22 protein-coding genes are annotated in these 19,057 nt (G+C 58.1%); 21 read left to right on the top strand and 1 reads right to left on the bottom strand.

Going from position 1 to position 19,057, the window contains the following annotated elements:
* Window positions 1-32 precede the first annotated feature (32 nt).
* From rho to C5L39_RS07715, 19 genes are all read left to right on the top strand, one after another.
* Window positions 33-2,222 (top strand): transcription termination factor Rho, encoded by a 2,190-nt coding sequence (gene rho / locus C5L39_RS07805; protein WP_123048338.1) that lies wholly within the window; start codon window positions 33-35, stop codon window positions 2,220-2,222.
* Window positions 2,222-3,295: a peptide chain release factor 1 gene (gene prfA / locus C5L39_RS07800; RefSeq protein WP_123048337.1), complete on the top strand. Its 1,074-nt coding sequence runs from the start codon at window positions 2,222-2,224 to the stop codon at window positions 3,293-3,295. Before rho ends, prfA begins: the two co-directional genes overlap by 1 nt.
* A 4-nt stretch (window positions 3,296-3,299) precedes the next feature.
* On the top strand, window positions 3,300-4,133 hold the full coding sequence (gene prmC, locus C5L39_RS07795; RefSeq protein WP_123048336.1) for a peptide chain release factor N(5)-glutamine methyltransferase: 834 nt from the start codon (window positions 3,300-3,302) through the stop codon (window positions 4,131-4,133).
* Between the two features lie 39 nt (window positions 4,134-4,172).
* Entirely contained in the window at window positions 4,173-4,832 is a 660-nt protein-coding gene (locus C5L39_RS07790) for an L-threonylcarbamoyladenylate synthase (protein WP_123048335.1), read from the top strand.
* A complete protein-coding gene (locus tag C5L39_RS07785) occupies window positions 4,833-6,014 on the top strand; it encodes an MraY family glycosyltransferase (RefSeq protein WP_123048334.1) in 1,182 nt (393 codons plus the stop codon).
* Window positions 6,015-6,050: 36 nt separating this feature from the next.
* On the top strand, window positions 6,051-6,509 hold the full coding sequence (locus C5L39_RS07780; RefSeq protein ID WP_123048333.1) for a Cg1360 family ATP-synthase-associated protein: 459 nt from the start codon (window positions 6,051-6,053) through the stop codon (window positions 6,507-6,509).
* 482 nt (window positions 6,510-6,991) lie between these two features.
* On the top strand, window positions 6,992-7,777 hold the full coding sequence (atpB, locus tag C5L39_RS07775) for a F0F1 ATP synthase subunit A (RefSeq protein ID WP_123048332.1): 786 nt from the start codon (window positions 6,992-6,994) through the stop codon (window positions 7,775-7,777).
* Between the two features lie 98 nt (window positions 7,778-7,875).
* A complete protein-coding gene (locus tag C5L39_RS07770) occupies window positions 7,876-8,115 on the top strand; it encodes an ATP synthase F0 subunit C (protein ID WP_123048331.1) in 240 nt (79 codons plus the stop codon).
* A gap of 40 nt (window positions 8,116-8,155) precedes the next feature.
* Entirely contained in the window at window positions 8,156-8,725 is a 570-nt protein-coding gene (locus tag C5L39_RS07765) for a F0F1 ATP synthase subunit B (protein ID WP_123048330.1), read from the top strand.
* A gap of 5 nt (window positions 8,726-8,730) precedes the next feature.
* Complete coding sequence (locus tag C5L39_RS07760) at window positions 8,731-9,549, top strand: F0F1 ATP synthase subunit delta (protein WP_123048329.1); 819 nt, start codon at window positions 8,731-8,733, stop codon at window positions 9,547-9,549.
* Window positions 9,550-9,608: 59 nt separating this feature from the next.
* Complete coding sequence (gene atpA, locus C5L39_RS07755; protein WP_123048328.1) at window positions 9,609-11,252, top strand: F0F1 ATP synthase subunit alpha; 1,644 nt, start codon at window positions 9,609-9,611, stop codon at window positions 11,250-11,252.
* A 56-nt stretch (window positions 11,253-11,308) separates the two neighbouring features.
* Window positions 11,309-12,286 (top strand): F0F1 ATP synthase subunit gamma, encoded by a 978-nt coding sequence (locus C5L39_RS07750; RefSeq protein WP_123048327.1) that lies wholly within the window; start codon window positions 11,309-11,311, stop codon window positions 12,284-12,286.
* Between the two features lie 3 nt (window positions 12,287-12,289).
* On the top strand, window positions 12,290-13,735 hold the full coding sequence (gene atpD, locus C5L39_RS07745) for a F0F1 ATP synthase subunit beta (RefSeq protein ID WP_123048326.1): 1,446 nt from the start codon (window positions 12,290-12,292) through the stop codon (window positions 13,733-13,735).
* A 12-nt stretch (window positions 13,736-13,747) separates the two neighbouring features.
* Window positions 13,748-14,119 carry a F0F1 ATP synthase subunit epsilon gene (locus tag C5L39_RS07740; protein ID WP_123048325.1) on the top strand — a complete coding sequence of 124 codons (372 nt, stop codon included), beginning with the start codon at window positions 13,748-13,750 and terminating at the stop codon, window positions 14,117-14,119.
* Between the two features lie 182 nt (window positions 14,120-14,301).
* A complete protein-coding gene (locus C5L39_RS07735) occupies window positions 14,302-14,766 on the top strand; it encodes a DUF2550 domain-containing protein (RefSeq protein WP_123048324.1) in 465 nt (154 codons plus the stop codon).
* A gap of 21 nt (window positions 14,767-14,787) precedes the next feature.
* Window positions 14,788-15,480 carry an endonuclease NucS gene (nucS, locus tag C5L39_RS07730; protein ID WP_123048323.1) on the top strand — a complete coding sequence of 231 codons (693 nt, stop codon included), beginning with the start codon at window positions 14,788-14,790 and terminating at the stop codon, window positions 15,478-15,480.
* On the top strand, window positions 15,481-15,798 hold the full coding sequence (locus C5L39_RS10885; RefSeq protein ID WP_245974937.1) for a hypothetical protein: 318 nt from the start codon (window positions 15,481-15,483) through the stop codon (window positions 15,796-15,798).
* A 21-nt stretch (window positions 15,799-15,819) separates the two neighbouring features.
* Entirely contained in the window at window positions 15,820-16,131 is a 312-nt protein-coding gene (locus C5L39_RS07720) for a thiamine-binding protein (protein WP_123048322.1), read from the top strand.
* Window positions 16,132-17,058 (top strand): tetratricopeptide repeat protein, encoded by a 927-nt coding sequence (locus tag C5L39_RS07715; protein ID WP_123048321.1) that lies wholly within the window; start codon window positions 16,132-16,134, stop codon window positions 17,056-17,058.
* Window positions 17,059-17,074: 16 nt separating this feature from the next.
* Here the strand turns inward: C5L39_RS07715 and C5L39_RS07710 are convergent, their stop codons facing one another.
* Window positions 17,075-17,422, bottom strand: a complete 348-nt coding sequence (locus C5L39_RS07710) for an ArsR/SmtB family transcription factor (protein ID WP_123048320.1) — start codon at window positions 17,420-17,422, stop codon at window positions 17,075-17,077.
* A gap of 111 nt (window positions 17,423-17,533) precedes the next feature.
* Here C5L39_RS07710 and arsB point away from each other — a divergent pair, with 111 nt between their 5' ends.
* Together arsB and C5L39_RS07700 are read left to right on the top strand one after the other, a co-directional pair.
* Window positions 17,534-18,619: an ACR3 family arsenite efflux transporter gene (arsB, locus tag C5L39_RS07705; RefSeq protein WP_123048597.1), complete on the top strand. Its 1,086-nt coding sequence runs from the start codon at window positions 17,534-17,536 to the stop codon at window positions 18,617-18,619.
* Window positions 18,612-19,028, top strand: a complete 417-nt coding sequence (locus tag C5L39_RS07700; protein ID WP_123048319.1) for an arsenate-mycothiol transferase ArsC — start codon at window positions 18,612-18,614, stop codon at window positions 19,026-19,028. The genes arsB and C5L39_RS07700 overlap by 8 nt, the downstream gene beginning before the upstream one ends.
* The last annotated feature ends 29 nt before the right edge of the window (window positions 19,029-19,057 follow it).

The raw sequence follows: 19,057 nt of genomic DNA, 5'->3' as shown, positions 1-19,057 counted from the left end.
GACTCGGCTGGTCAAGCAACGAAAGGACATCCGTGACTGATACGGACACCGCCAGTACTTCTGCAGCCGGTACCACCGCGGGAGGAAGCACTCAGCAGAATCTTGCATCTTTGAAGCTGAGCGATCTGCGTAAGATTGCCGCCGACAAAGGCCTGCGAGGCGTCTCCGGTCTGCGCAAGGGAGATCTCATCACCGCGATCCAGACTGGTTCTGTGCCCGCTAAGGCGCAGTCAACCGCTGGTAAAACAGCCGCCGTCGCTAAAACGCGCGTGAGCTCGGAGAATGCCGAACAAAAGACTCCGGAGCAGCCCGCCCAAGAAGCGGAGCCACAGGCAGACTCTCGTAAGCAGTCCGAAGGCGCAGCACAACAACGCCGTCATGAATCCCCGCGTCGGGATAGTCGCGGAACTGATACCACTGGTGCTGAGAACTCGGAGCAAAACGAGAGCGCAGATAACGCCTCTGATTCTGATGACCAGCGCTATGAATCCCGCTCGGCAGCGCGCCGGGCACGTCGCAACCGAGCACGCACGGTGCAGGGAGATGGCACCGAGTCTCAGGACCGCGAAGAGTCGCAGGGCACTAACGATGGTGAAGAGCGCGCCGAGCGCGATGATTCTCACCGAGACGAGCAGCGAAACCGCGACGAAAGAAACCGCGACGAGCGCAGTAACAATGATCGCGACAACCGTCGCAATAACGACAACAGCAACCGTCGCAATAACAACCGTCGCAACAACGATAGCGACAACAACGACGGCGATGACGACAATCGCGACAATCGCGACAATCGCGACAATCGCGACAACCGGGATAACCGGGATAACCGGGATAACCGCCGCAATAACAACAACCGTCGTAATGACAACCGTGACGGTGACAATCGCACGAATGACAGCCGCAATAACGATAACGACGGTGAGGGCCGTCGTGGTCGCCGCAACCGTCGCAACCGTCGCAACCGTCCGAATACAGAGAACAACAATAACGACGGAAATCAGTCCAACCAGCAGAACCGGCAGTCCAACCAGAATCAGCACAACGACAATGCTGATCTGCAGGATGTTGCAGGAATCCTCGATGTCGTGGACAAAAACGTCGCTTTCGTTCGCACCACCGGCTACCACAACTCGCCGGCAGATGTCTTCGTCCCCATTCAGTTGATGCGCCGCAGCGGTCTGCGCTCGGGCGATGCAGTGACCGGTCAGGTCAAGATGGGCCCAGCACAGGCACATGGGCAGGGGCGTAACCGCCAGAAGTACAACCAGTTGGTCCGCGTTGATTCGATCAACGGACTGAGCGTTGAGGAAGCGAAGGCTCGCCCAGAGTTTGCCAAGCTGACTCCGCTGTACCCGAACCAGCGTTTGCGTTTGGAGACTGATCCGCGCATCCTCACCACCCGTGTGATCGACTTGATCATGCCGATCGGCAAGGGCCAGCGAGCCTTGATCGTTTCTCCGCCTAAGGCTGGCAAGACGACGATCATGCAGAATATCGCTAACGCAATTTCGGTCAATAACCCGGAGTGCCACCTGATGGTCGTCCTTGTTGACGAACGTCCGGAAGAGGTCACCGACATGCAGCGTTCGGTCAATGGTGAGGTTATTTCCTCGACCTTCGACCGCCCGCCGGGGGAGCACACCGCAGTCGCGGAGTTGGCGATTGAGCGCGCCAAGCGTCTGGTAGAGCAAGGTAAGGATGTCGTGGTTCTGCTCGACTCGATTACCCGTCTGGGTCGTGCCTATAACAACTCTTCGCCGGCCTCAGGTCGCATTCTCTCCGGTGGTGTTGACTCCAACGCTCTCTACCCGCCGAAGCGTTTCTTGGGTGCTGCGCGCAATATCGAAAATGGTGGCTCGCTAACCATCATTGCCACCGCGATGGTGGAGACCGGCTCCGCTGGTGACACCGTGATCTTCGAAGAGTTCAAGGGCACCGGTAACGCCGAGCTCAAGCTGGACCGAAAGATCTCCGAGCGTCGGGTATTCCCGGCCGTGGATGTTAACCCCTCTGGTACGCGAAAAGATGAGCTGCTGTTAGCTCCGGACGAAGTCCGAGTTATGCACAAGCTGCGTCGTATTCTCTCCGCGCTGGACCCGCAGCAGGCCATCGACCTGTTGATCAAGCAGCTCAAGAAGAGTAATTCTAATGGCGAGTTCCTGATGCAGGTCGCCTCTTCCGCGCCGATGGCCGGAACTCAGAATGAGGAGGAGTATTCCTAATGAGTAATCGGGTCTCGGCAGTAGACGATATTGTCTCCGAATATCAGGGCATTGAAGCACAGATGGCGGATCCAGCCACCGCTGGCGATCAGTCGTTGTTTCGGAAGCTCTCTAAGCGCTATGCCGCACTGCAGCCGATCATTCGGGTCAACAACGACCTCGTTGAGGTCCGCGGTGACCTAGAGGCAGCACGCGAGATGGCACACGAGGACAAAGAGTTCGCGGATGAGGCGCAACGGCTGGAGGTAGAAGCCGTCGAGCTGGAAGAAAAACTCGCCGATCTACTGGCTCCCCGTGACCCTCATGATGCTGATGATGTCATCATGGAGATCAAGGCTGGTGCCGGAGGAGAGGAAGCCGCACTTTTCGCTGGCGATCTGGCTCGGATGTACGAACGCTTTGCCGATAAGCACGGCATCGCTTGGGAGGCTTTGGGTCTTTCCGAATCTGATCTCGGCGGAATCAAGGACATAACCTTGTCTTTCCGAATGAAGTCCCCCTCTCCAGACGGAGTGTGGAGCCTGATGAAATTCGAAGGTGGCGTCCACCGCGTCCAGCGCGTACCGGTAACTGAGTCTCAAGGGCGGATCCAGACCTCGGCTGCCGGGGTCATGGTCTTTCCCGAGACCGAGGAACCGGAAGCCGTCTCGATCGATGACAAGGACGTGCGCGTCGATGTCTATCGTTCCTCCGGTAAAGGTGGTCAGGGTGTTAACACCACTGACTCCGCTGTCCGGTTGACCCACTTGCCATCCGGCATCGTGGTGACTTGTCAGAAGGAACGCTCTCAGATCCAAAACAAGGCCCGAGCTATGCAGGTTTTGCTTTCGCGTTTGGAACAAATGGAACGAGAGAAGGCAGACGCAGAAGCCTCCGAGGGGCGTGCCGCACAGGTACGCACCATGGACCGTTCCGAGCGGATCCGCACCTACAATTGGCCGGAAAACCGCATCAGCGACCATCGGATTGGTTTCAAGGCCAACAACCTTGATTCGGTGCTTGATGGAAACATGGATGACCTATTTTCTGCTCTGCAGGACGCTGAGCGTGCTGAACGGCTCGAGGCGGAGTAGATAGGTGAGTTTGAACCAAGCACTCCGCGACGCCGCAGACATCCTGCGGTCGGCAGGTGTGCCCTCTCCGGAGGTTGACGCCCGCTTGCTTGCCGCAGGTCTGCTCGGAGTCGGCCCATTGGAGTTGTTTGGCCGTTCCACGGTGCCGGAGGGCTTCTGGGAGGCAGTTCGCCGTCGTGAGCTGCGGGAACCCCTGCAGCATATTCTCGGAAGCGCGCCTTTCGGCCCGCTTGATCTTCAGGTGGGCGAAGGAGTCTTCATCCCGCGTCCGGAGACTGAAGTTCTCGCGGACTGGGCGGTAGGCCAACTCAAGCGTATCGACGCCGCGAATCCCCGCATTGTCGATCTATGTACTGGTTCCGGCGCCTTGGCTCTCTACCTAGCCGATGCGTGCCCTTCGGCGCGGATCGCGGGCGTCGAAAAGCAAGACGACGCACTGAGATGGGCGCTTCGCAACGCAGAGGGCACTGGGGTAGAGATGCTGCGCGGGGACGTTACTGACCCAGACACATTGTCTGAGTGGCATCGCAGCGTTGATCTTGTGGTGACCAACCCGCCTTATGTCCCGCTGACCCAAGATTTGGATCCAGAAGTCTATCTAGATCCGCCCGAAGCAGTTTTCGCTGGTAATACGGGTATGGATGTCATTGATGCCATGTTGCCGCTGATCTATAATCTGCTCATTCCAGGGGGCGTGGTCGGTATTGAACACGATGACACCACCTCAGATGCGGTGCAATCTGCGCTGCTAACCCACGGCGGATTCGACACTGTGACAGTCCTGACTGACTTAGCGGGGCGGGCCAGGTTTGTCACTGCGAGTAAAGTGTCAGTCTGACAGCCCAAACCCCAGCAATAAGGATCGAGGACAGCCCCTGTGAGCCGTATCCACTCTTGCGCAGACGAGGCCTCCCGTGCCGAGGGCATCCGCGCGGCCGTTGAAGCAGCCGGTAGCGGACGACTGGTGGTGTTGCCCACTGACACCCTCTACGGCATCGGCTGCAATGCCTTCGATAACGCCGCTGTAGCGAGTTTGCTCGCGGCAAAACACCGAGGCCCGGATATGCCCGTACCGGTGCTCGTTGGCTCTTGGGACACCGCCAAAGGACTGGTCCGGGAGTTCACTCCTCAGGCGGGAGCATTGATCGAGGCCTTCTGGCCAGGTGGTCTATCCATCGTTGTTCCGCAGGCGCCCTCATTGCCGTGGAACCTGGGAGATACTCGGGGCACCGTCATGTTGCGGATGCCTTTGCATCCGGTGGCTATCGAGCTCTTGAGAGAGGTCGGTCCGATGGCAGTGTCTTCGGCCAATATCTCCGGCCACCAGCCGCCTACCACTGCCATTGCAGCTAAACAGCAGCTAGGCACGAGCGTGGCAGTCTATCTCGATGGCGGACAAACTCCAGTCGGAGAACCCTCATCGATCATTGATCTATCCGGACCCGTACCGCACCTGCTGCGGGAAGGGGCAATTTCTGCAGAACGTATCGGTGAGGTCTTAAAGGTCGCTCCGGAGGTTATTCGGGGCACTAAGTAGATGGGTGCCGGCGTCCCGCTGCGGGAGTTGGGCCTGGTTATTTTGGTCGCTGCGGCGATCACCTACCTAGCCACGGGAATCGTTCGCTCGGTGATGGTTCGTTCTGGCCGGGTGGCCGAGATCCGTCAGCGAGATGTTCATACCCAGCCCACTCCGCGACTCGGGGGAGCGGCGATGTTCTCCGGCTTTTTGGCTGCAGTTTTCCTCGCCGCTCAGCTTCCTGCTTTGACCAGAGGATTCATGCCCATCACCCCGGAAATGAATGCCGTGATCTGGGCGGCATTTGCCATCGTGATCGTTGGCGTCATCGATGATCTCTATGAGCTCGATGCCATCACCAAGCTCATCGGACAAGTGGTATCGGCAATCTTGCTCAGCGTATTGGGGTTGTCGTGGACTCTGGTCTACCTGCCTTTTGGAGAAGGCACCACGGTGGTGCTTGACCAAGTTCAAGCCACGATCGTGACCACCATATTCACCGTCGCGCTAGTTAATGCCATCAACTTTGTCGACGGACTTGATGGCTTGGCCGCTGGCTTGGGAATGATCGCCGGCGGGTCCATCTTGTTGTTCTCATTGACGGTGCTCCATGATCAGGGTGGTGCAGTTTCTGCCTATCCTCCGGCGATTATCGCCGCAGGACTGGTGGGGGCCTGCTTAGGATTTTTGCCTCATAACTTCGAGCCTTCTCGAATCTTCATGGGTGATTCTGGCTCGATGTTTATCGGATTATTACTGGCGGCGGCATCGACCTCGGCCTCCGGAAAAATCAACATGTCGCTCTACGGCACAGTGGACTTTGTGGCGTTAATGAGTCCAGTCATCGTGGTCGCAGCTGCAATCTTTGTTCCGGTGCTCGATCTGGTTTTGGCAGTGGTTCGACGGTTGGCCCAGGGAACCTCGCCTTTCAAAGCCGATAAATTGCACTTGCATCACCGGCTGCTTTCCCTGGGGCATACTCATCGGCGAACGGTATTGGTCCTCTACATGTGGGTGAGCGTGGTCGCCTTTGGCGCCGTGAGCTTTTCCATCTTCCCAACTAGATTCGCAGTGGGGTTTACGCTCATCGGTTTGGTTCTTGCCTTCCTCGTAACCAGGATTCCCTTGCAAGAAGCGCGGAAAGCCCGACACAGTCGGCCTACCCGGATTGTCGCCACCAGAGAGCCGGAAGTCGGTCCATGACCTAGGTAGGGGAGCATCCCAGGTAGGATTTCCGTCGTGACTTCCTCTGCTGCCAACACACCCGCTGATCCTGCCGGACCCGAAGAACGCTCGAAGTATGACGATCCACGTCGTCCCCTCCTACGAGCTTTGAAACTTGGTTCGATCGCGCTGCTAGTGATCACGGTTTTGTCTTTGATGATTTGGGGTTGGTTAAGCGGCCTTCCTGGTATCTGGGGTGTGCTCATCGGCGCAGCTATCGGTGGTGGCTTCGTGCTGCTAACTGCCATGAGTGTTCTTTTAACGTCATTTACCAACCCAGCTACCACTGGAGCGGTGGTTCTGGGCGGCTGGCTGCTCAAAATTGTCGTACTCATCATTGTCTTGGCGTTGATCCAGGATCTGACCTTCTACGACCGCTCGGCACTTCTCGTAACTACGGTCTTGGCGCTGGTAGTGGTCCTGAGCACTGAGGTGTGGGGTGTGATCACCTCCAAGGTGACTTATATCAACTAATCGTTGTGATTCCTGCGGGGGAGGATTCCTAAGGCCGCGGATACGTTTCTGATTGAGCTATGCCTTAACGGGCATTCTTGCGGGGGTGGTTACCCCCGCATTGATTCTTTTATGCCACCTTGTGACTGACCTTACGAAACCATGAAATTGCTTGATATGGCGCATTTTTGGCGATTGGTGGAACCTCGTTCTGGGATGGGTAGAAAGCAGGTCTCAACCGTGCACGAGAAACGATCGGGAGCCTGCTAGGCTTCTATCCGGGTTACCCCGGTAAGTTCAGCGCGTTTCTGGTGGGATCCACCGGAAATTTCCGGAGACGCGCTTTCGGTCTGAGGTTCATCCCCTGTCACCGCCTCGCTGATGTGCGACGGAGTCCGTGGTGGTGTCAGAAGAGTTTTCAGACGTCCATCGCACCGTGCTAGGAGATGACTCTCCACACGGCCCGAACACGGGAGAGAACGCTGAGCGTTACAACACTGTCCATGAGAGGTGAATTCCACCCACCCGACCTGGATTCAGAATTTTTCCCGGAGGAGATGCTTTTCGAGAGTTTCGCCAACGGGTGGTTCGCTATGGACCGACTGATTTTGATCCGTCTGCTGATGACGGCCATCCTCGCGGTCTTTCTTCTTATCGCCTTCCGGAACCCGAAGCTGGTTCCTTCAGGTCTGCAGAACTTCGCAGAACTTGCTGTAGATTTCGTCCGCATCAACATTGCTGAAGAAATCTTGGGGAAGAAGGAAGGGCGTCGGTTCTTGCCGGTGCTCGCCACGATCTTCTTCATCGTCTTGATAACGAATGTCCCGACGATCATTCCTGGTATGAACATTTCGCCTAACGCGCGTATCGGCATGCCGATCGTCTTGGCGGTATTGGGCTACGTCACGATGATCTACGCGGGTTCCAAGCGATATGGCTTCGGCAAATTCATGAAGTCCTCGCTGGTCATTCCGAATCTTCCACCAGCACTTCATATCCTGGTTGTGCCGATTGAGTTCTTCTCAACGTTCGTCATGCGCCCGGTCACTCTCGCACTTCGTCTTATGGCGAACTTCCTTGCGGGGCACCTCATCTTGGTTTTGCTGTTTTCCGCCACGAACTTCTTTTTCTGGCAGCTCAACGGCTGGACCGCGTTGGCAGGTGTGACCACCGTCGCAGCGATTGCATTCACTCTCTTCGAGTGCATCATCATCTTCTTGCAGGCGTACATCTTCGCTCTGCTGGTTGCGGTGTACATCGAGCTATCGCTGCATGCGGACTCGCACTGACAAATCGCGAACCTCGCGGCTAAAAAGAAAAACCCCACAGAATTATCACTTCAAGTCCCGGTGAACGGAACCGGGCACCAAGAAAGGGAACGACTTTCATGAACGAGATCATCCTGGCTCAGGACGCCACCACCACCATCTCTGGCCTCGGTACCATTGGCTACGGCATCGCCACCATCGGCCCGGGCCTGGGCATCGGCATCCTCGTGGGCAAGGCCCTCGAAGGCATGGCTCGCCAGCCCGAGATGGCCGGCCAGCTGCGTACCACCATGTTCCTTGGCATCGCTTTCGTCGAGGCCCTCGCCCTCATCGGCCTGGTTGCCGGCTTCCTGTTCTAGTTTCCGAGCGGAAACAACATCCCTTTAAGACTGGAGACTCATGACGAACGTCATTAATTATCTTGCGGCGGAGGCTGAGACCCTTCCTTTGGAAGGCGGCAACTCAATCCTCCTACCCAAGAGCTACGACATCGTCTGGTCCATCATTCCGCTCGTGGTTATCCTGATTATCTTCTGGAAGTTCGTTCTTCCGAAGTTCCAGGAGGTCCTGACCGAGCGTGAGGACCGGATCAAGGGTGGCATTCAGCGTGCCGAGGTTGCACAGGCCGAAGCAAAGGCTGCGCTTGAGAAGTACAACGCGCAACTTGCCGAAGCTCGCGCCGAGGCAGCCGAGATCCGTGAGCAGGCCCGTGAAAAGGGCAAGCTCATTGAAGCTGATATGAAGGCACAGGCAGCCGAGGAGAGCAACCGTATTGTTGCCTCCGGAGAAAAGCAGCTAGTAGCTCAGCGCGAGCAGGTTGTCGCGGAGCTTCGCCAGGAAATGGGACAGAACTCGATCAACCTTGCCGAGCGTCTGCTCGGTGGCGAGCTTTCTGATTCCACCAAGCGTTCCGGCACGATCGACGCATTCCTGTCCGATCTCGATACCGTGGCACCGGCCGGAAAGTGAGCGCCATGCACGCAGCGAGCCGCGAAGCACTAGCACAGGTTGAGTCGCACTTGGACGGTCTTGTCCTCGGTGCAGACGATGCCGTCGCAGTGTCCGCCAAAACCGGCACTGAACTGTTTGAGGCCGTAGAAATCCTCGACGCCGACCGCCCACTGCGCGTCGCTGTCGCTGATCCTGCGGCAGCATCCGAGCAGCGTACCGGATTGATCCGGGCAGTGTTCGGCGGAAAAGTTTCTGATAGCACTCTTTCGGTGCTCGACGAGGCCGCCGTCCGTGCTTGGTCCAATCCGCGCGAGTTCCGCACGGGACTGGTTGCTCTTGGCCGTCGCGCACTTCTGCGTGGCGCTGAGGGACAAGGTCAGTTGGGCCAAGTCGAAGATGAGCTGTTCCGGCTCTCCCGCTTGCTAGATCGGGAAAGCGAGCTGACTCAATTGCTCTCCGACCCGACCACCGGTGTGGAGCGTAAGCGTGAACTGCTGGCGAGCGTGCTCTATGGCAAGGTCTCGATGTTTACTGAGGCGCTAGCGCTTCAGGCCATCGGACGCCCAGAGCACAACCCAATCGACGACGTCGCCGCTTTGGTTGATATTGCAGCATCGCTGCAGAATCGGTCAGTGGCAAAGGTCGTCTCTGCGGAAGAATTGAACCATGGCCAGCAGGCGGCGCTCGCCGACAAGCTGGGACATATCTACGGTCGTGCGGTGTCCATACATTCTGAGGTCGACCCCAGCCTCCTCGGTGGTATGACTATCCGCGTTGACGACGAGATCATTGATGGCAGCCTGGCGGGCAAGCTCGCCCGACTGCGGTCGAACCTGATCTAGTACACGACTAAACAACGTTATTATTAATGCTGGAAGATACAACCGAGAGCAGGAACAACATGGCGGAGCTGATGATCTCCTCCGATGAGATCCGTAGCGCGATAGCGAACTACACCTCGAGCTACTCCGCGGAGGCCTCCCGTGAAGAGGTCGGCGTGGTTATTTCGGCAGCTGACGGTATTGCCCAGGTTTCGGGCCTCCCGTCGGTTATGGCGAACGAACTGCTCGAGTTCCCGGGCGGCGTCATCGGCGTCGCACAGAACCTTGACACCAATTCCATTGGCGTCGTGGTCCTGGGTAGCTTCGATTCCCTCAAAGAGGGAGACGAAGTAAAGCGGACAGGAGAAGTCCTTTCCATTCCGGTCGGCGAGAAATTCCTCGGCCGAGTAATCAACCCCTTGGGTGCCCCCATCGATGGCCTTGGCGCCATCGAGGCTGAAGAGGACCGCGTCCTCGAGCTTCAGGCACCCTCCGTCCTCGAGCGTCAGCCCGTCGAAGAGCCGATGTCTACCGGCATCAAGGCCATCGACGCAATGACTCCGATCGGCCGCGGTCAGCGTCAGCTGATTATTGGCGACCGTAAGACCGGCAAGACCGCGGTCTGCATCGACACCATCCTTAACCAGAAGACCAACTGGGAGTCCGGTGATAAGACGAAGCAGGTTCGCTGCGTCTACGTCGCCATCGGCCAGAAGGGCTCCACTGTCGCAGCGGTCCGTAAGACGCTCGAAGAACAGGGCGCTCTGGATTACACGACCATCGTCGCGGCTCCGGCCTCCGACTCCGCTGGCTTTAAGTGGTTGGCACCGTTCTCCGCTGCCGCCCTTGCTCAGCACTGGATGTACCAGGGCGCTCACGTCTTGGTCATCTACGATGATCTGACCAAGCACGCTGAGGCTTACCGCGCGATTTCCTTGCTGCTGCGTCGTCCCCCGGGGCGCGAGGCTTACCCAGGCGACGTGTTCTACCTGCACTCCCGCCTGCTTGAGCGTGCAGCTAAGCTCTCCGATGATCTGGGCGCGGGTTCCATCACCGCTCTGCCGATCATTGAGACCAAGGCAAATGACGTTTCGGCCTTCATTCCGACCAACGTTATTTCGATCACTGACGGCCAGGTCTTCCTAGAGTCCGACCTGTTCAACCAGGGTGTTCGCCCGGCTATCAACGTCGGTGTCTCCGTCTCTCGTGTCGGTGGCGCTGCTCAGACCAAGGGCATGAAGAAGGTCGCAGGTTCCCTGCGTCTGGACCTGGCTGCTTACCGTGACCTCGAGGCTTTCGCTACCTTCGCTTCTGACCTGGACGCTGCGTCCAAGGCTCAGCTCGAGCGTGGACAGCGTCTCGTCGAGCTGCTTAAGCAGTCTGAGAATGCTCCGCAGCACGTTGAGTACCAGATCGTCTCGATCTGGCTCGCCGGCGAAGGTGTCTTCGACGTCGTTCCCGTTGAGGACGTCCGCCGTTACGAGACTGAGCTGCAGGAGTACGCCCGTGCGAACTGCCCTCAGGTCTACGAGCAGATCGCCGGTGGCAAGGTTCTTTCGGATGAGTCCAAGGAAGCCCTGCTGGCTGCGAACCACGAGTTCGCCGGTACCTTCCAGACCACCGAGGGGCACAACGTCATCAACGAAGCTGATGTCGATGCGCTCTCGAGCTCCGAGGTCAAGAAGTCTCAGCTCAACGTCTCCCGCAAGACGGCTAAGAAGTAGGGCTCTGATGCCCGAATCTGAAACCGTCCACTATCAGGAAGGGAGGAATGTGAACCATGGCTAATCTTCGCGAATTGCGTGACCGTATCCGGTCCGTCAACTCGACCAAGAAGATCACCAAGGCTCAGGAGCTGATCGCGACTTCGCGTATCACCAAGGCCCAAGCCCGGGTTGAGGCATCACTGCCTTATGCCCATGAGCTATCCCGTGTCATGGAGCGTCTCGCGTCGGCGAGTTCCCTCGACCATCCGATGCTCCACGAGCGTGAGGATGGCAAGGTTGCCGCAGTTTTGGTGATCACCTCGGACCGCGGCATGTGTGGTGGCTATAACCACAACGTGCTGAAGAAGGCTGCTGAGCTAGAGAAGATGCTCGAGAAGTCCGGCTACGAGGTCGTTCGCTACGTCACCGGTGGCAAGGGTGTTGGCTACTACAAGTTCCGTGAGGCCCCTGTCGCTGGATCATGGACCGGCTTCTCCCAGGATCCGTCCTGGGAAGCCACCCATGATGCTCGACGCCACCTCGTCGACGGATTTGTCGCTAGCTCCAAGTCCGAGGCCAAGCACCGTGAGGGCTTGCACTCGGAGGGCACTCCGGTTCGTGGTTTCGATCAGGTGCACGTGGTGTACACCGAATTCGAGTCCATGCTCAGCCAGGTACCTCGTGTACACCAGCTGCTGCCGATCGAGCCGATCCCCATCGATGAGAGCTTCGAGCAGGGCGAGAGCATGCAGGCCGACGCCGAAAGCACTATCGGCCCGGACTACGACTTCGAGCCGGACGCAGATACTCTGCTCGCCGAGCTGCTTCCGAAGTATGTCTCCCGTAGCCTGTTCGCGATGTTCCTCGAGGCTTCGGCCTCTGAGTCAGCGTCGCGTCGAAATGCGATGAAGTCTGCGACGGACAACGCAAGCGAATTGGTCAAGGACCTTTCGCGCGTGGCCAACCAGGCACGTCAGGCGCAGATCACCCAGGAAATCACAGAGATCGTCGGTGGCGCTGGCGCGCTCGCCGAAAGCGGAGAAAGTGACTAAAAAATGACTACAGCTCTCGCAGAGCAGAACACGCAGCAGGCGTCTACCGCCGGCCGCGTCGTGCGTGTCATTGGACCGGTCGTCGACGTGGAATTCCCGCGCGGCGAACTGCCGGCCCTTTATAACGCCATGACTGTCGAGGTCACCCTCGCCGCAGTCGCAAAGACCATCACGCTCGAGGTTGCCCAGCACTTGGGTGACGGCCTCGTTCGTGCCATCTCCATGGCCCCCACCGACGGACTCGTTCGCGGTAGCCAGGTCGTGGACTCGGGTAAGCCGATCATGGTTCCCGTCGGCGATGTCGTCAAGGGCCACGTGTTCAACGCCCTCGGTGACTGCCTCGACGAGCCAGGCCTTGGCCGCGACGGCGAGCAGTGGGGCATCCACCGCGATCCGCCGGCCTTCGATCAGCTCGAAGGCAAGACCGAGATCCTCGAAACCGGCATCAAGGTCATCGACCTGCTGACCCCGTACGTTAAGGGCGGCAAGATTGGCCTGTTCGGCGGCGCCGGCGTGGGCAAGACGGTCCTCATCCAGGAGATGATTACCCGTATCGCCCGTGAGTTCTCCGGAACGTCCGTGTTCGCCGGAGTCGGCGAGCGCACCCGTGAGGGCACCGACCTCTTCCTCGAAATGGAAGAGATGGGCGTTCTCCCGGATACCGCACTCGTGTTCGGCCAGATGGATGAGCCGCCGGGAGTCCGCATGCGCGTCGCACTGTCCGGCCTGACCATGGCTGAGTACTTCCGCGACGTTCAAAACCAGGACGTTTTGTTGTTCATCGACAACATCTTCCGTTTCACCCAGGCCGGCTCTGAGGTCTCGACTCTGCTGGGTCGTATGCCTTCTGCCGTCGGTTACCAGCCGACCCTGGCTGATGAGATGGGTGTTCTTCAGGAGCGAATCACCTCTACCCGAGGCAAGTCGATTACCTCTCTGCAGGCCGTTTACGTGCCTGCCGACGACTACACCGACCCGGCCCCGGCGACGACCTTCGCCCACCTGGATGCCACCACCGAGCTCGACCGAAGCATTGCTTCCAAGGGCATCTACCCGGCCGTGAACCCGCTGAGCTCGACGTCTCGTATCCTCGAGCCGTCGATCGTCGGCGAGCGTCACTACGCCGTGGCGCAGCGCGTGATCGGCATTCTGCAGAAGAACAAGGAACTCCAGGACATCATTGCCATCCTTGGTATGGATGAGCTGTCCGAGGAAGACAAGATTACGGTTCAGCGCGCACGTCGCCTGGAGCGCTTCTTGGGGCAGAACTTCTTCGTCGCAGAGAAGTTCACCGGTCTTCCGGGCTCCTATGTCTCACTTGAGCACACCATTGAGGCTTTCGAGCGTATCTGTGATGGTGAGTTCGATCATTACCCCGAGCAGGCTTTCAACGGCCTTGGTGGACTCGACGACGTCGAAGCCGCTTACAAGAAGCTCACCGAAAAGTAAGGGGAGACGCACATGGCTGACATCACCGTGGAACTGGTCTCCGTGGAGCGTTTGCTCTGGACTGGAAAGGCCAGCATCGTTACCGCGCAGACCACCGAGGGTGAGATCGGTGTGCTTTCCGGACACGAGCCCATGCTCGGCCAGTTGGTCGAGGACGGGGTCGTGACCATTCGTCCGGTCGACGGCGACAAGCTTATTGCAGCCGTCCAGGGTGGCTTCTTCTCCGTTTCCCCGGAGAAGGTCACTATCCTCGCGGACTACGCGGTCTGGGCCGACGAGGTTGACTCCTCCGTGGCTGAATCTGACTTGCAGTCCACGGACGAGCTGACCCGCTCTCGCGCTGAGGCAGGTCTTCGGGCCGTACGCCGTAAGGCCGACGCCTAAAGCACCGTCTCTGCTCTTTTCAACACCGCACCCGCCATCCCAGAAACTGGAAGGCGGGTGCGGTGTTTTTTGCATGTTTGATCGATGTAGTCATTGAACTGTTAGGCGATCGTCGGTTAACGGTCTAGAATCTAGACCTAACGCTCCTCGGAGGCGCTTTAAATTCCAGAAGGAGAACACTTGTGGATATCCTGATTTGGGTACTGATTATCGCTGTGGTCGTAGCGATTGCGCTCGCGTTGTGGCGGTTTTTAATGTTCCGTTCCCGCGGGACCTCAGTTATTATGCGAAGATTGCCCGCTGTTGGCGCCCACGGATGGCGGCATGGTTCGGTGCGATATAACGGCGAAGAATTGGAGTTTTTCCAGCTTCGTTCCCTTTCCCCGGTGGCTGATCTAGTGCTCAACCGCCAATCGTTGGACTTTCATGAAAACCGCCAAATCTCCGAGCCGGAGTCCGCGTTTATGACCTCCCGGCTGACAGTTACCACCCTGTGCCAAGATGGTCATCACTATGAAATGGCCCTTGATCCGCGCGGATTGATGGCGCTGACTGCCTGGGTGGAATCTGCACCGAGTGCCCGCCAAGAGCGCACCGATTTCAATCGTCTGCGCAACAGGATCACCCGCGGGCACAACGGAAAATAGCTTCCGGTTACCATGTAACCCATGCGTCTTGTCATCGCCCGTTGCTCCGTCGACTACATTGGTCGGCTTGAAGCACACCTTCCCATGGCCAATCGGCTGCTCATGATCAAAGCTGACGGCTCGGTGTCCATCCACGCCGATGACCGTGCTTATAAGCCATTGAACTGGATGACCCCACCCTGCACTCTTAAAGAGCAATCGATCACTGACGCTGATGGTGAGGACACCGGTGAGCAACTATGGATCGTGGAGAACTCCAAGGGCGAACAGTTGCGGATCACTCTCGAGTCGATAGAACACGAGATTGCTATGGAACTTGGTCAGGATCCCGGCCTAGTTAAAGACGGTGTCGAGGCCCATCTCCAAGAACTACTTGCAGAACACATCGTCACCTTGGGGGAGGGTTATGAGTTGATCCGTCGGGAATTTCCAACGGCGATCGGGCCAGTTGATCTACTGGCCCGCGACGCCAATGGCGCGAGTGTGGCAGTGGAGATCAAACGCCGAGGGGGCATTGACGGCGTCGAGCAGCTCAGCCGCTATCTAGAGCTGTTGAACCGAGATGAGCTGCTGCGTCCAGTCTCAGGTGTCTTCGCAGCCCAAGAGATCAAGCCGCAGGCACGCACATTGGCTGAAGATCGTGGAATCCGCTGCGTCATTCTGGATTATCAGGGTTTGCGTGGCATTGAGAGCAATGAACTGCGGTTGTTCTAAATGGGAAGAAAGAATCATCCTGGAAGATCAAGCAGCCGCCGGGAGACTCGTAAGACCAAGGCCCCACGCCCTCTGCCTAGCGATGGGGCGGGCTTTTATGGAACCCAGGTCACTGAGGGACCACGATGGACGCACGGCGAGCCTTATCTCTTTCGGCTGATGGGTGCTGCCGCGGCGACCAAATTCTATCTCTGCCCTGGCTGTAATCAGAATATTCCGCCCGGGGTGGCTCATATTGTCGCCTGGCCCAAAGACAGTGGCCGGGGAGCGGAAGATCGTCGTCATTGGCATCGGCATTGCTGGGACCGACGACACTGATTGTTCAGTACCCTGGGAAATATGATTATCGCTTTTTCTGTAGCCCCCGCCACTACGGCGACTCCTGACGCGGAGATGGCAGATGCTGTCTCTGAGGCCGTGCGCATCGTGCGTGAATCAGGACTTCCCAATGAAACCAATGCCATGTTCACCCTTGTGGAAGGGGAGTGGGATGAGGTGATGGCTGTGGTCAAGGCTGCCACCGATGCCGTCTTGGCGGTCTCCCCACGAGTCTCGCTGGTTCTGAAGGCGGATATCCGCCCGGGCCATAGCGATCAGCTTCACCAGAAGGTCCGCTCAGTGGAAGATCGACTGGAAGGCGGTGAGCGCTAAATGACTACCCCGCACCGCTATGTTTCTGGCGCCATCGATCTAGCTGAGGTCAAGGCCAAGGCTGAAGCCCGCGAGAAAGCTGCAGCCGCCCCGGCTGGGCAGTCGGGAATTGTCGCCTTTTTTACTGTTACCCCGGATAACTTCGAATCAGATGTCGTCCACCGCTCCAAGCAGGTCCCCGTCGTCGTCTTGGTAGGAACCAGCCGTAGCCCTGCTTCTGAGCAGCTTCGGCAGGATCTGGAGGGTTTGTCTGCCCAAGGCGGATTGTCTTTTCTCGTTGCCTATGTGGATGCCGATGTCACTCCGGAGATCGCTCAGGCCTTTGGCATTAAGGGACTGCCTACCGTTGTCGCACTTGCTGGTGGCCAACCGGTGCAGCAATTCGAAGGCGCTCAGCCCAGCGATGTGCTCGCGCAATGGGTCGGCGCGTTGGTCGAACAGGTAGGCCCGCAGCTCCAAGGTCTATCGAGCGAGTCCGAGCAGGATGAGGGAGCAGAAGAACAACCGCCAGCCGACCCTCGGCTTGAGGCCGCGCTTAGCGCCATTAATGCCGGCGATTTTGATGCTGCTATTGCTACCTATGATGAGATCTTGGCTTCCCAGCCAGGCAACTCAGACATCAAACAGGCTCGTGATACCGCCAAGCTGCTCAAGAGGCTGAACCCAGCCGGGCGCACTGAAGATCCGGTGATGGCTGCGGATGCGGACCTAGGCGACGTCGATAAGCAATTGGATGCTGCAGATGCAGAGGTAGTTGCTGGCACCCCGGAGCAGGCTTTTGATCGACTGATTGCATCGATGACCACGGCTGCGGGTAAAGAAAAGGCCCGGGTGCGCGATCGTTTGCTGGAGCTATTCGCGCTTTTCGACGCCGCCGATCCCAGGGTCAGCGCCGCGCGGACGAAGATGGCCAGTGCACTGTTCTAGAGTCGGGTGCTTTTGCTTAGTCTGTTTGCAGGACTGTCCGTAGTTCAGCAAACAGCTCTGGAAGCACGTGGTACTGCACAGTTCTTCCGACTCGGCGGCGCTCGAGCATCCCGGCCTCGGTGAGCTTTTTGAGGTGGTGGGAGATGGTGGATTGGCCCAACCCCAAAATAACCGTCAGCTCACTGGCAGTGACCGGATTGCAGCCGTCATCGGTGATGTGGGAGAGGATCCGTAGCCGGGCCGGATCCGCGAGAACTTTGAATAGGCTGGTGTAGCGTGCAGCTTCTTCAGCATTCAACACTCCTGAGCCTAATGAGCAACAGGTAGCAGGGTCGTCGAGCGGGCGGATCGGGCTGGTGGTCATGCTATCCAGTATATATTGACGACTATCAATAACACGAGTATCTTTCATATCGATAACCATCGAACTGCTGAAAGGTCTCGCGTGACCACCCCTAGCAACCACCCACCCAGAATGTCCTTCCTCGATCGTTGGCTTCCTGCCTGGATTCTCCTCGCGATGGTTGCCGGTCTGCTGATCGGAAGAATTATCCCCGGTATCGGCGACACCCTCGGAGCCATGGAAGTCGGCGGCATCTCCCTGCCGATCGCTCTTGGCCTGCTGGTAATGATGTACCCGCCTTTAGCCAAGGTTCGCTATGACAAGACCTCGGAGATCGCTGCGGATCGTCGCCTGATGGCAGTATCCCTCGCACTGAACTGGATCGCCGGCCCCGCCTTGATGTTCCTGCTGGCGTGGGTGTTCTTGCCCGATCAGCCGGAACTGCGCACCGGCTTGATTATCGTTGGCCTTGCGCGCTGTATCGCTATGGTCTTGATCTGGAATGACCTAGCCTGTGGTGACCGCGAGGCCGCTGCTGTCTTGGTGGCGGTCAACTCCGTCTTCCAGATTCTCATGTTCGCAGCACTGGGCTGGTTCTACTTGCAAGTCCTTCCGAGCTGGCTGGGTCTGCCGGTCACTGATGCCGAATTCTCCATCATGTCCATCGTGATTTCTGTTCTGGTATTCCTCGGGATTCCGCTCCTAGCCGGAGTGCTGTCCCGAGTGCTCGGCGAGAAGTTCAAGGGCCGCGACTGGTACGAGACGACCTTCCTACCCAGGATTTCCCCTTTCGCACTCATTGGCCTGCTGTACACGATCGTTTTGCTCTTTAGCCTGCAAGGTGAACAGATCACCAGCCAACCGTGGACCGTGGCCCGAGTGGCGCTACCGCTACTGGCCTACTTCCTGATCATGTTTGCTATCGCGCTGATCTCCTCCCGACTAGCTGGATTTAACTACGCCACCTCAGCCACCGTCTCCTTTACCGCCGCTGGCAATAACTTCGAGCTGGCTATCGCTGTGGCCGTCGGTACCTTTGGTGCGACCTCTAGCCAGGCACTGGCCGGGACCATTGGCCCGCTCATCGAGGTACCGGTCCTAGTGGCCTTGGTCTACTTCATGCTGTGGGTCGGTCCGAAGCTTTTTCCCGGCGATCCCACTCTCCCCGCAACTGCTTCTTCTTCTACCATCATGGAAAAGGATTCCAGCCATGTCTAACAAACCTTCTATCCTGTTCGTCTGCGTCGGCAACGGCGGTAAGTCTCAGATGGCAGCGGCCTTGGCTGCGCACCACGCCGGTGAGGATCTACAGATCCACTCCGCAGGCACCAAACCGGGTACCAAGCTCAATGCCGAATCCGTCGCCGCCATCGCTGAGATTGGTGCTGATATGTCCGGCGGCCAGCCCAAGGGCGTTGACCCGCAGCTGCTTATCGACGCCGATCGAGTTGTCATCCTCGGCGCTGATGCTGCCCTAGAGCTGCCTGAAGAAGCTCGAGGCACCCTCGAGCGTTGGGTAACCGATGAGCCCAGCACTCGCGGAATTACCGGCGTTGAGCGCATGCGTTTAGTACGCGACGACATCGATGCTCGGGTGCGTGGACTGATCGCTTCGCTCAACAGCTAGCCCATACGGGTTTGCCCCCCGACCCCGAG

This window comes from Corynebacterium alimapuense, assembly GCF_003716585.1.
GTDB classification, from domain to species: domain Bacteria; phylum Actinomycetota; class Actinomycetes; order Mycobacteriales; family Mycobacteriaceae; genus Corynebacterium; species Corynebacterium alimapuense.
The sequence above is the reverse complement of the archived record's forward strand: the minus strand, read 5'-3'. Positions and strand labels throughout refer to the sequence as shown.

What these genes read in the sequence shown, in the direction of transcription:
- prfA (WP_123048337.1), top strand. Translation starts at nt 2,222, where the DNA reads ATGAGTAATCGGGTCTCGGCAGTAGACGATATTGTCTCCGAATATCAG.
- C5L39_RS07785 (WP_123048334.1), top strand. Translation starts at nt 4,833, where the DNA reads ATGGGTGCCGGCGTCCCGCTGCGGGAGTTGGGCCTGGTTATTTTGGTC.
- atpB (WP_123048332.1), top strand. Translation starts at nt 6,992, where the DNA reads ATGAGAGGTGAATTCCACCCACCCGACCTGGATTCAGAATTTTTCCCG.
- C5L39_RS07770 (WP_123048331.1), top strand. Translation starts at nt 7,876, where the DNA reads ATGAACGAGATCATCCTGGCTCAGGACGCCACCACCACCATCTCTGGC.
- C5L39_RS07765 (WP_123048330.1), top strand. Translation starts at nt 8,156, where the DNA reads ATGACGAACGTCATTAATTATCTTGCGGCGGAGGCTGAGACCCTTCCT.
- C5L39_RS07760 (WP_123048329.1), top strand. Translation starts at nt 8,731, where the DNA reads ATGCACGCAGCGAGCCGCGAAGCACTAGCACAGGTTGAGTCGCACTTG.
- atpA (WP_123048328.1), top strand. Translation starts at nt 9,609, where the DNA reads ATGGCGGAGCTGATGATCTCCTCCGATGAGATCCGTAGCGCGATAGCG.
- C5L39_RS07750 (WP_123048327.1), top strand. Translation starts at nt 11,309, where the DNA reads ATGGCTAATCTTCGCGAATTGCGTGACCGTATCCGGTCCGTCAACTCG.
- atpD (WP_123048326.1), top strand. Translation starts at nt 12,290, where the DNA reads ATGACTACAGCTCTCGCAGAGCAGAACACGCAGCAGGCGTCTACCGCC.
- C5L39_RS07740 (WP_123048325.1), top strand. Translation starts at nt 13,748, where the DNA reads ATGGCTGACATCACCGTGGAACTGGTCTCCGTGGAGCGTTTGCTCTGG.
- nucS (WP_123048323.1), top strand. Translation starts at nt 14,788, where the DNA reads ATGCGTCTTGTCATCGCCCGTTGCTCCGTCGACTACATTGGTCGGCTT.
- C5L39_RS10885 (WP_245974937.1), top strand. Translation starts at nt 15,481, where the DNA reads ATGGGAAGAAAGAATCATCCTGGAAGATCAAGCAGCCGCCGGGAGACT.
- C5L39_RS07720 (WP_123048322.1), top strand. Translation starts at nt 15,820, where the DNA reads ATGATTATCGCTTTTTCTGTAGCCCCCGCCACTACGGCGACTCCTGAC.
- C5L39_RS07715 (WP_123048321.1), top strand. Translation starts at nt 16,132, where the DNA reads ATGACTACCCCGCACCGCTATGTTTCTGGCGCCATCGATCTAGCTGAG.
- C5L39_RS07710 (WP_123048320.1), bottom strand. Translation starts at nt 17,422, where the DNA reads ATGACCACCAGCCCGATCCGCCCGCTCGACGACCCTGCTACCTGTTGC.
- arsB (WP_123048597.1), top strand. Translation starts at nt 17,534, where the DNA reads ATGTCCTTCCTCGATCGTTGGCTTCCTGCCTGGATTCTCCTCGCGATG.
- C5L39_RS07700 (WP_123048319.1), top strand. Translation starts at nt 18,612, where the DNA reads ATGTCTAACAAACCTTCTATCCTGTTCGTCTGCGTCGGCAACGGCGGT.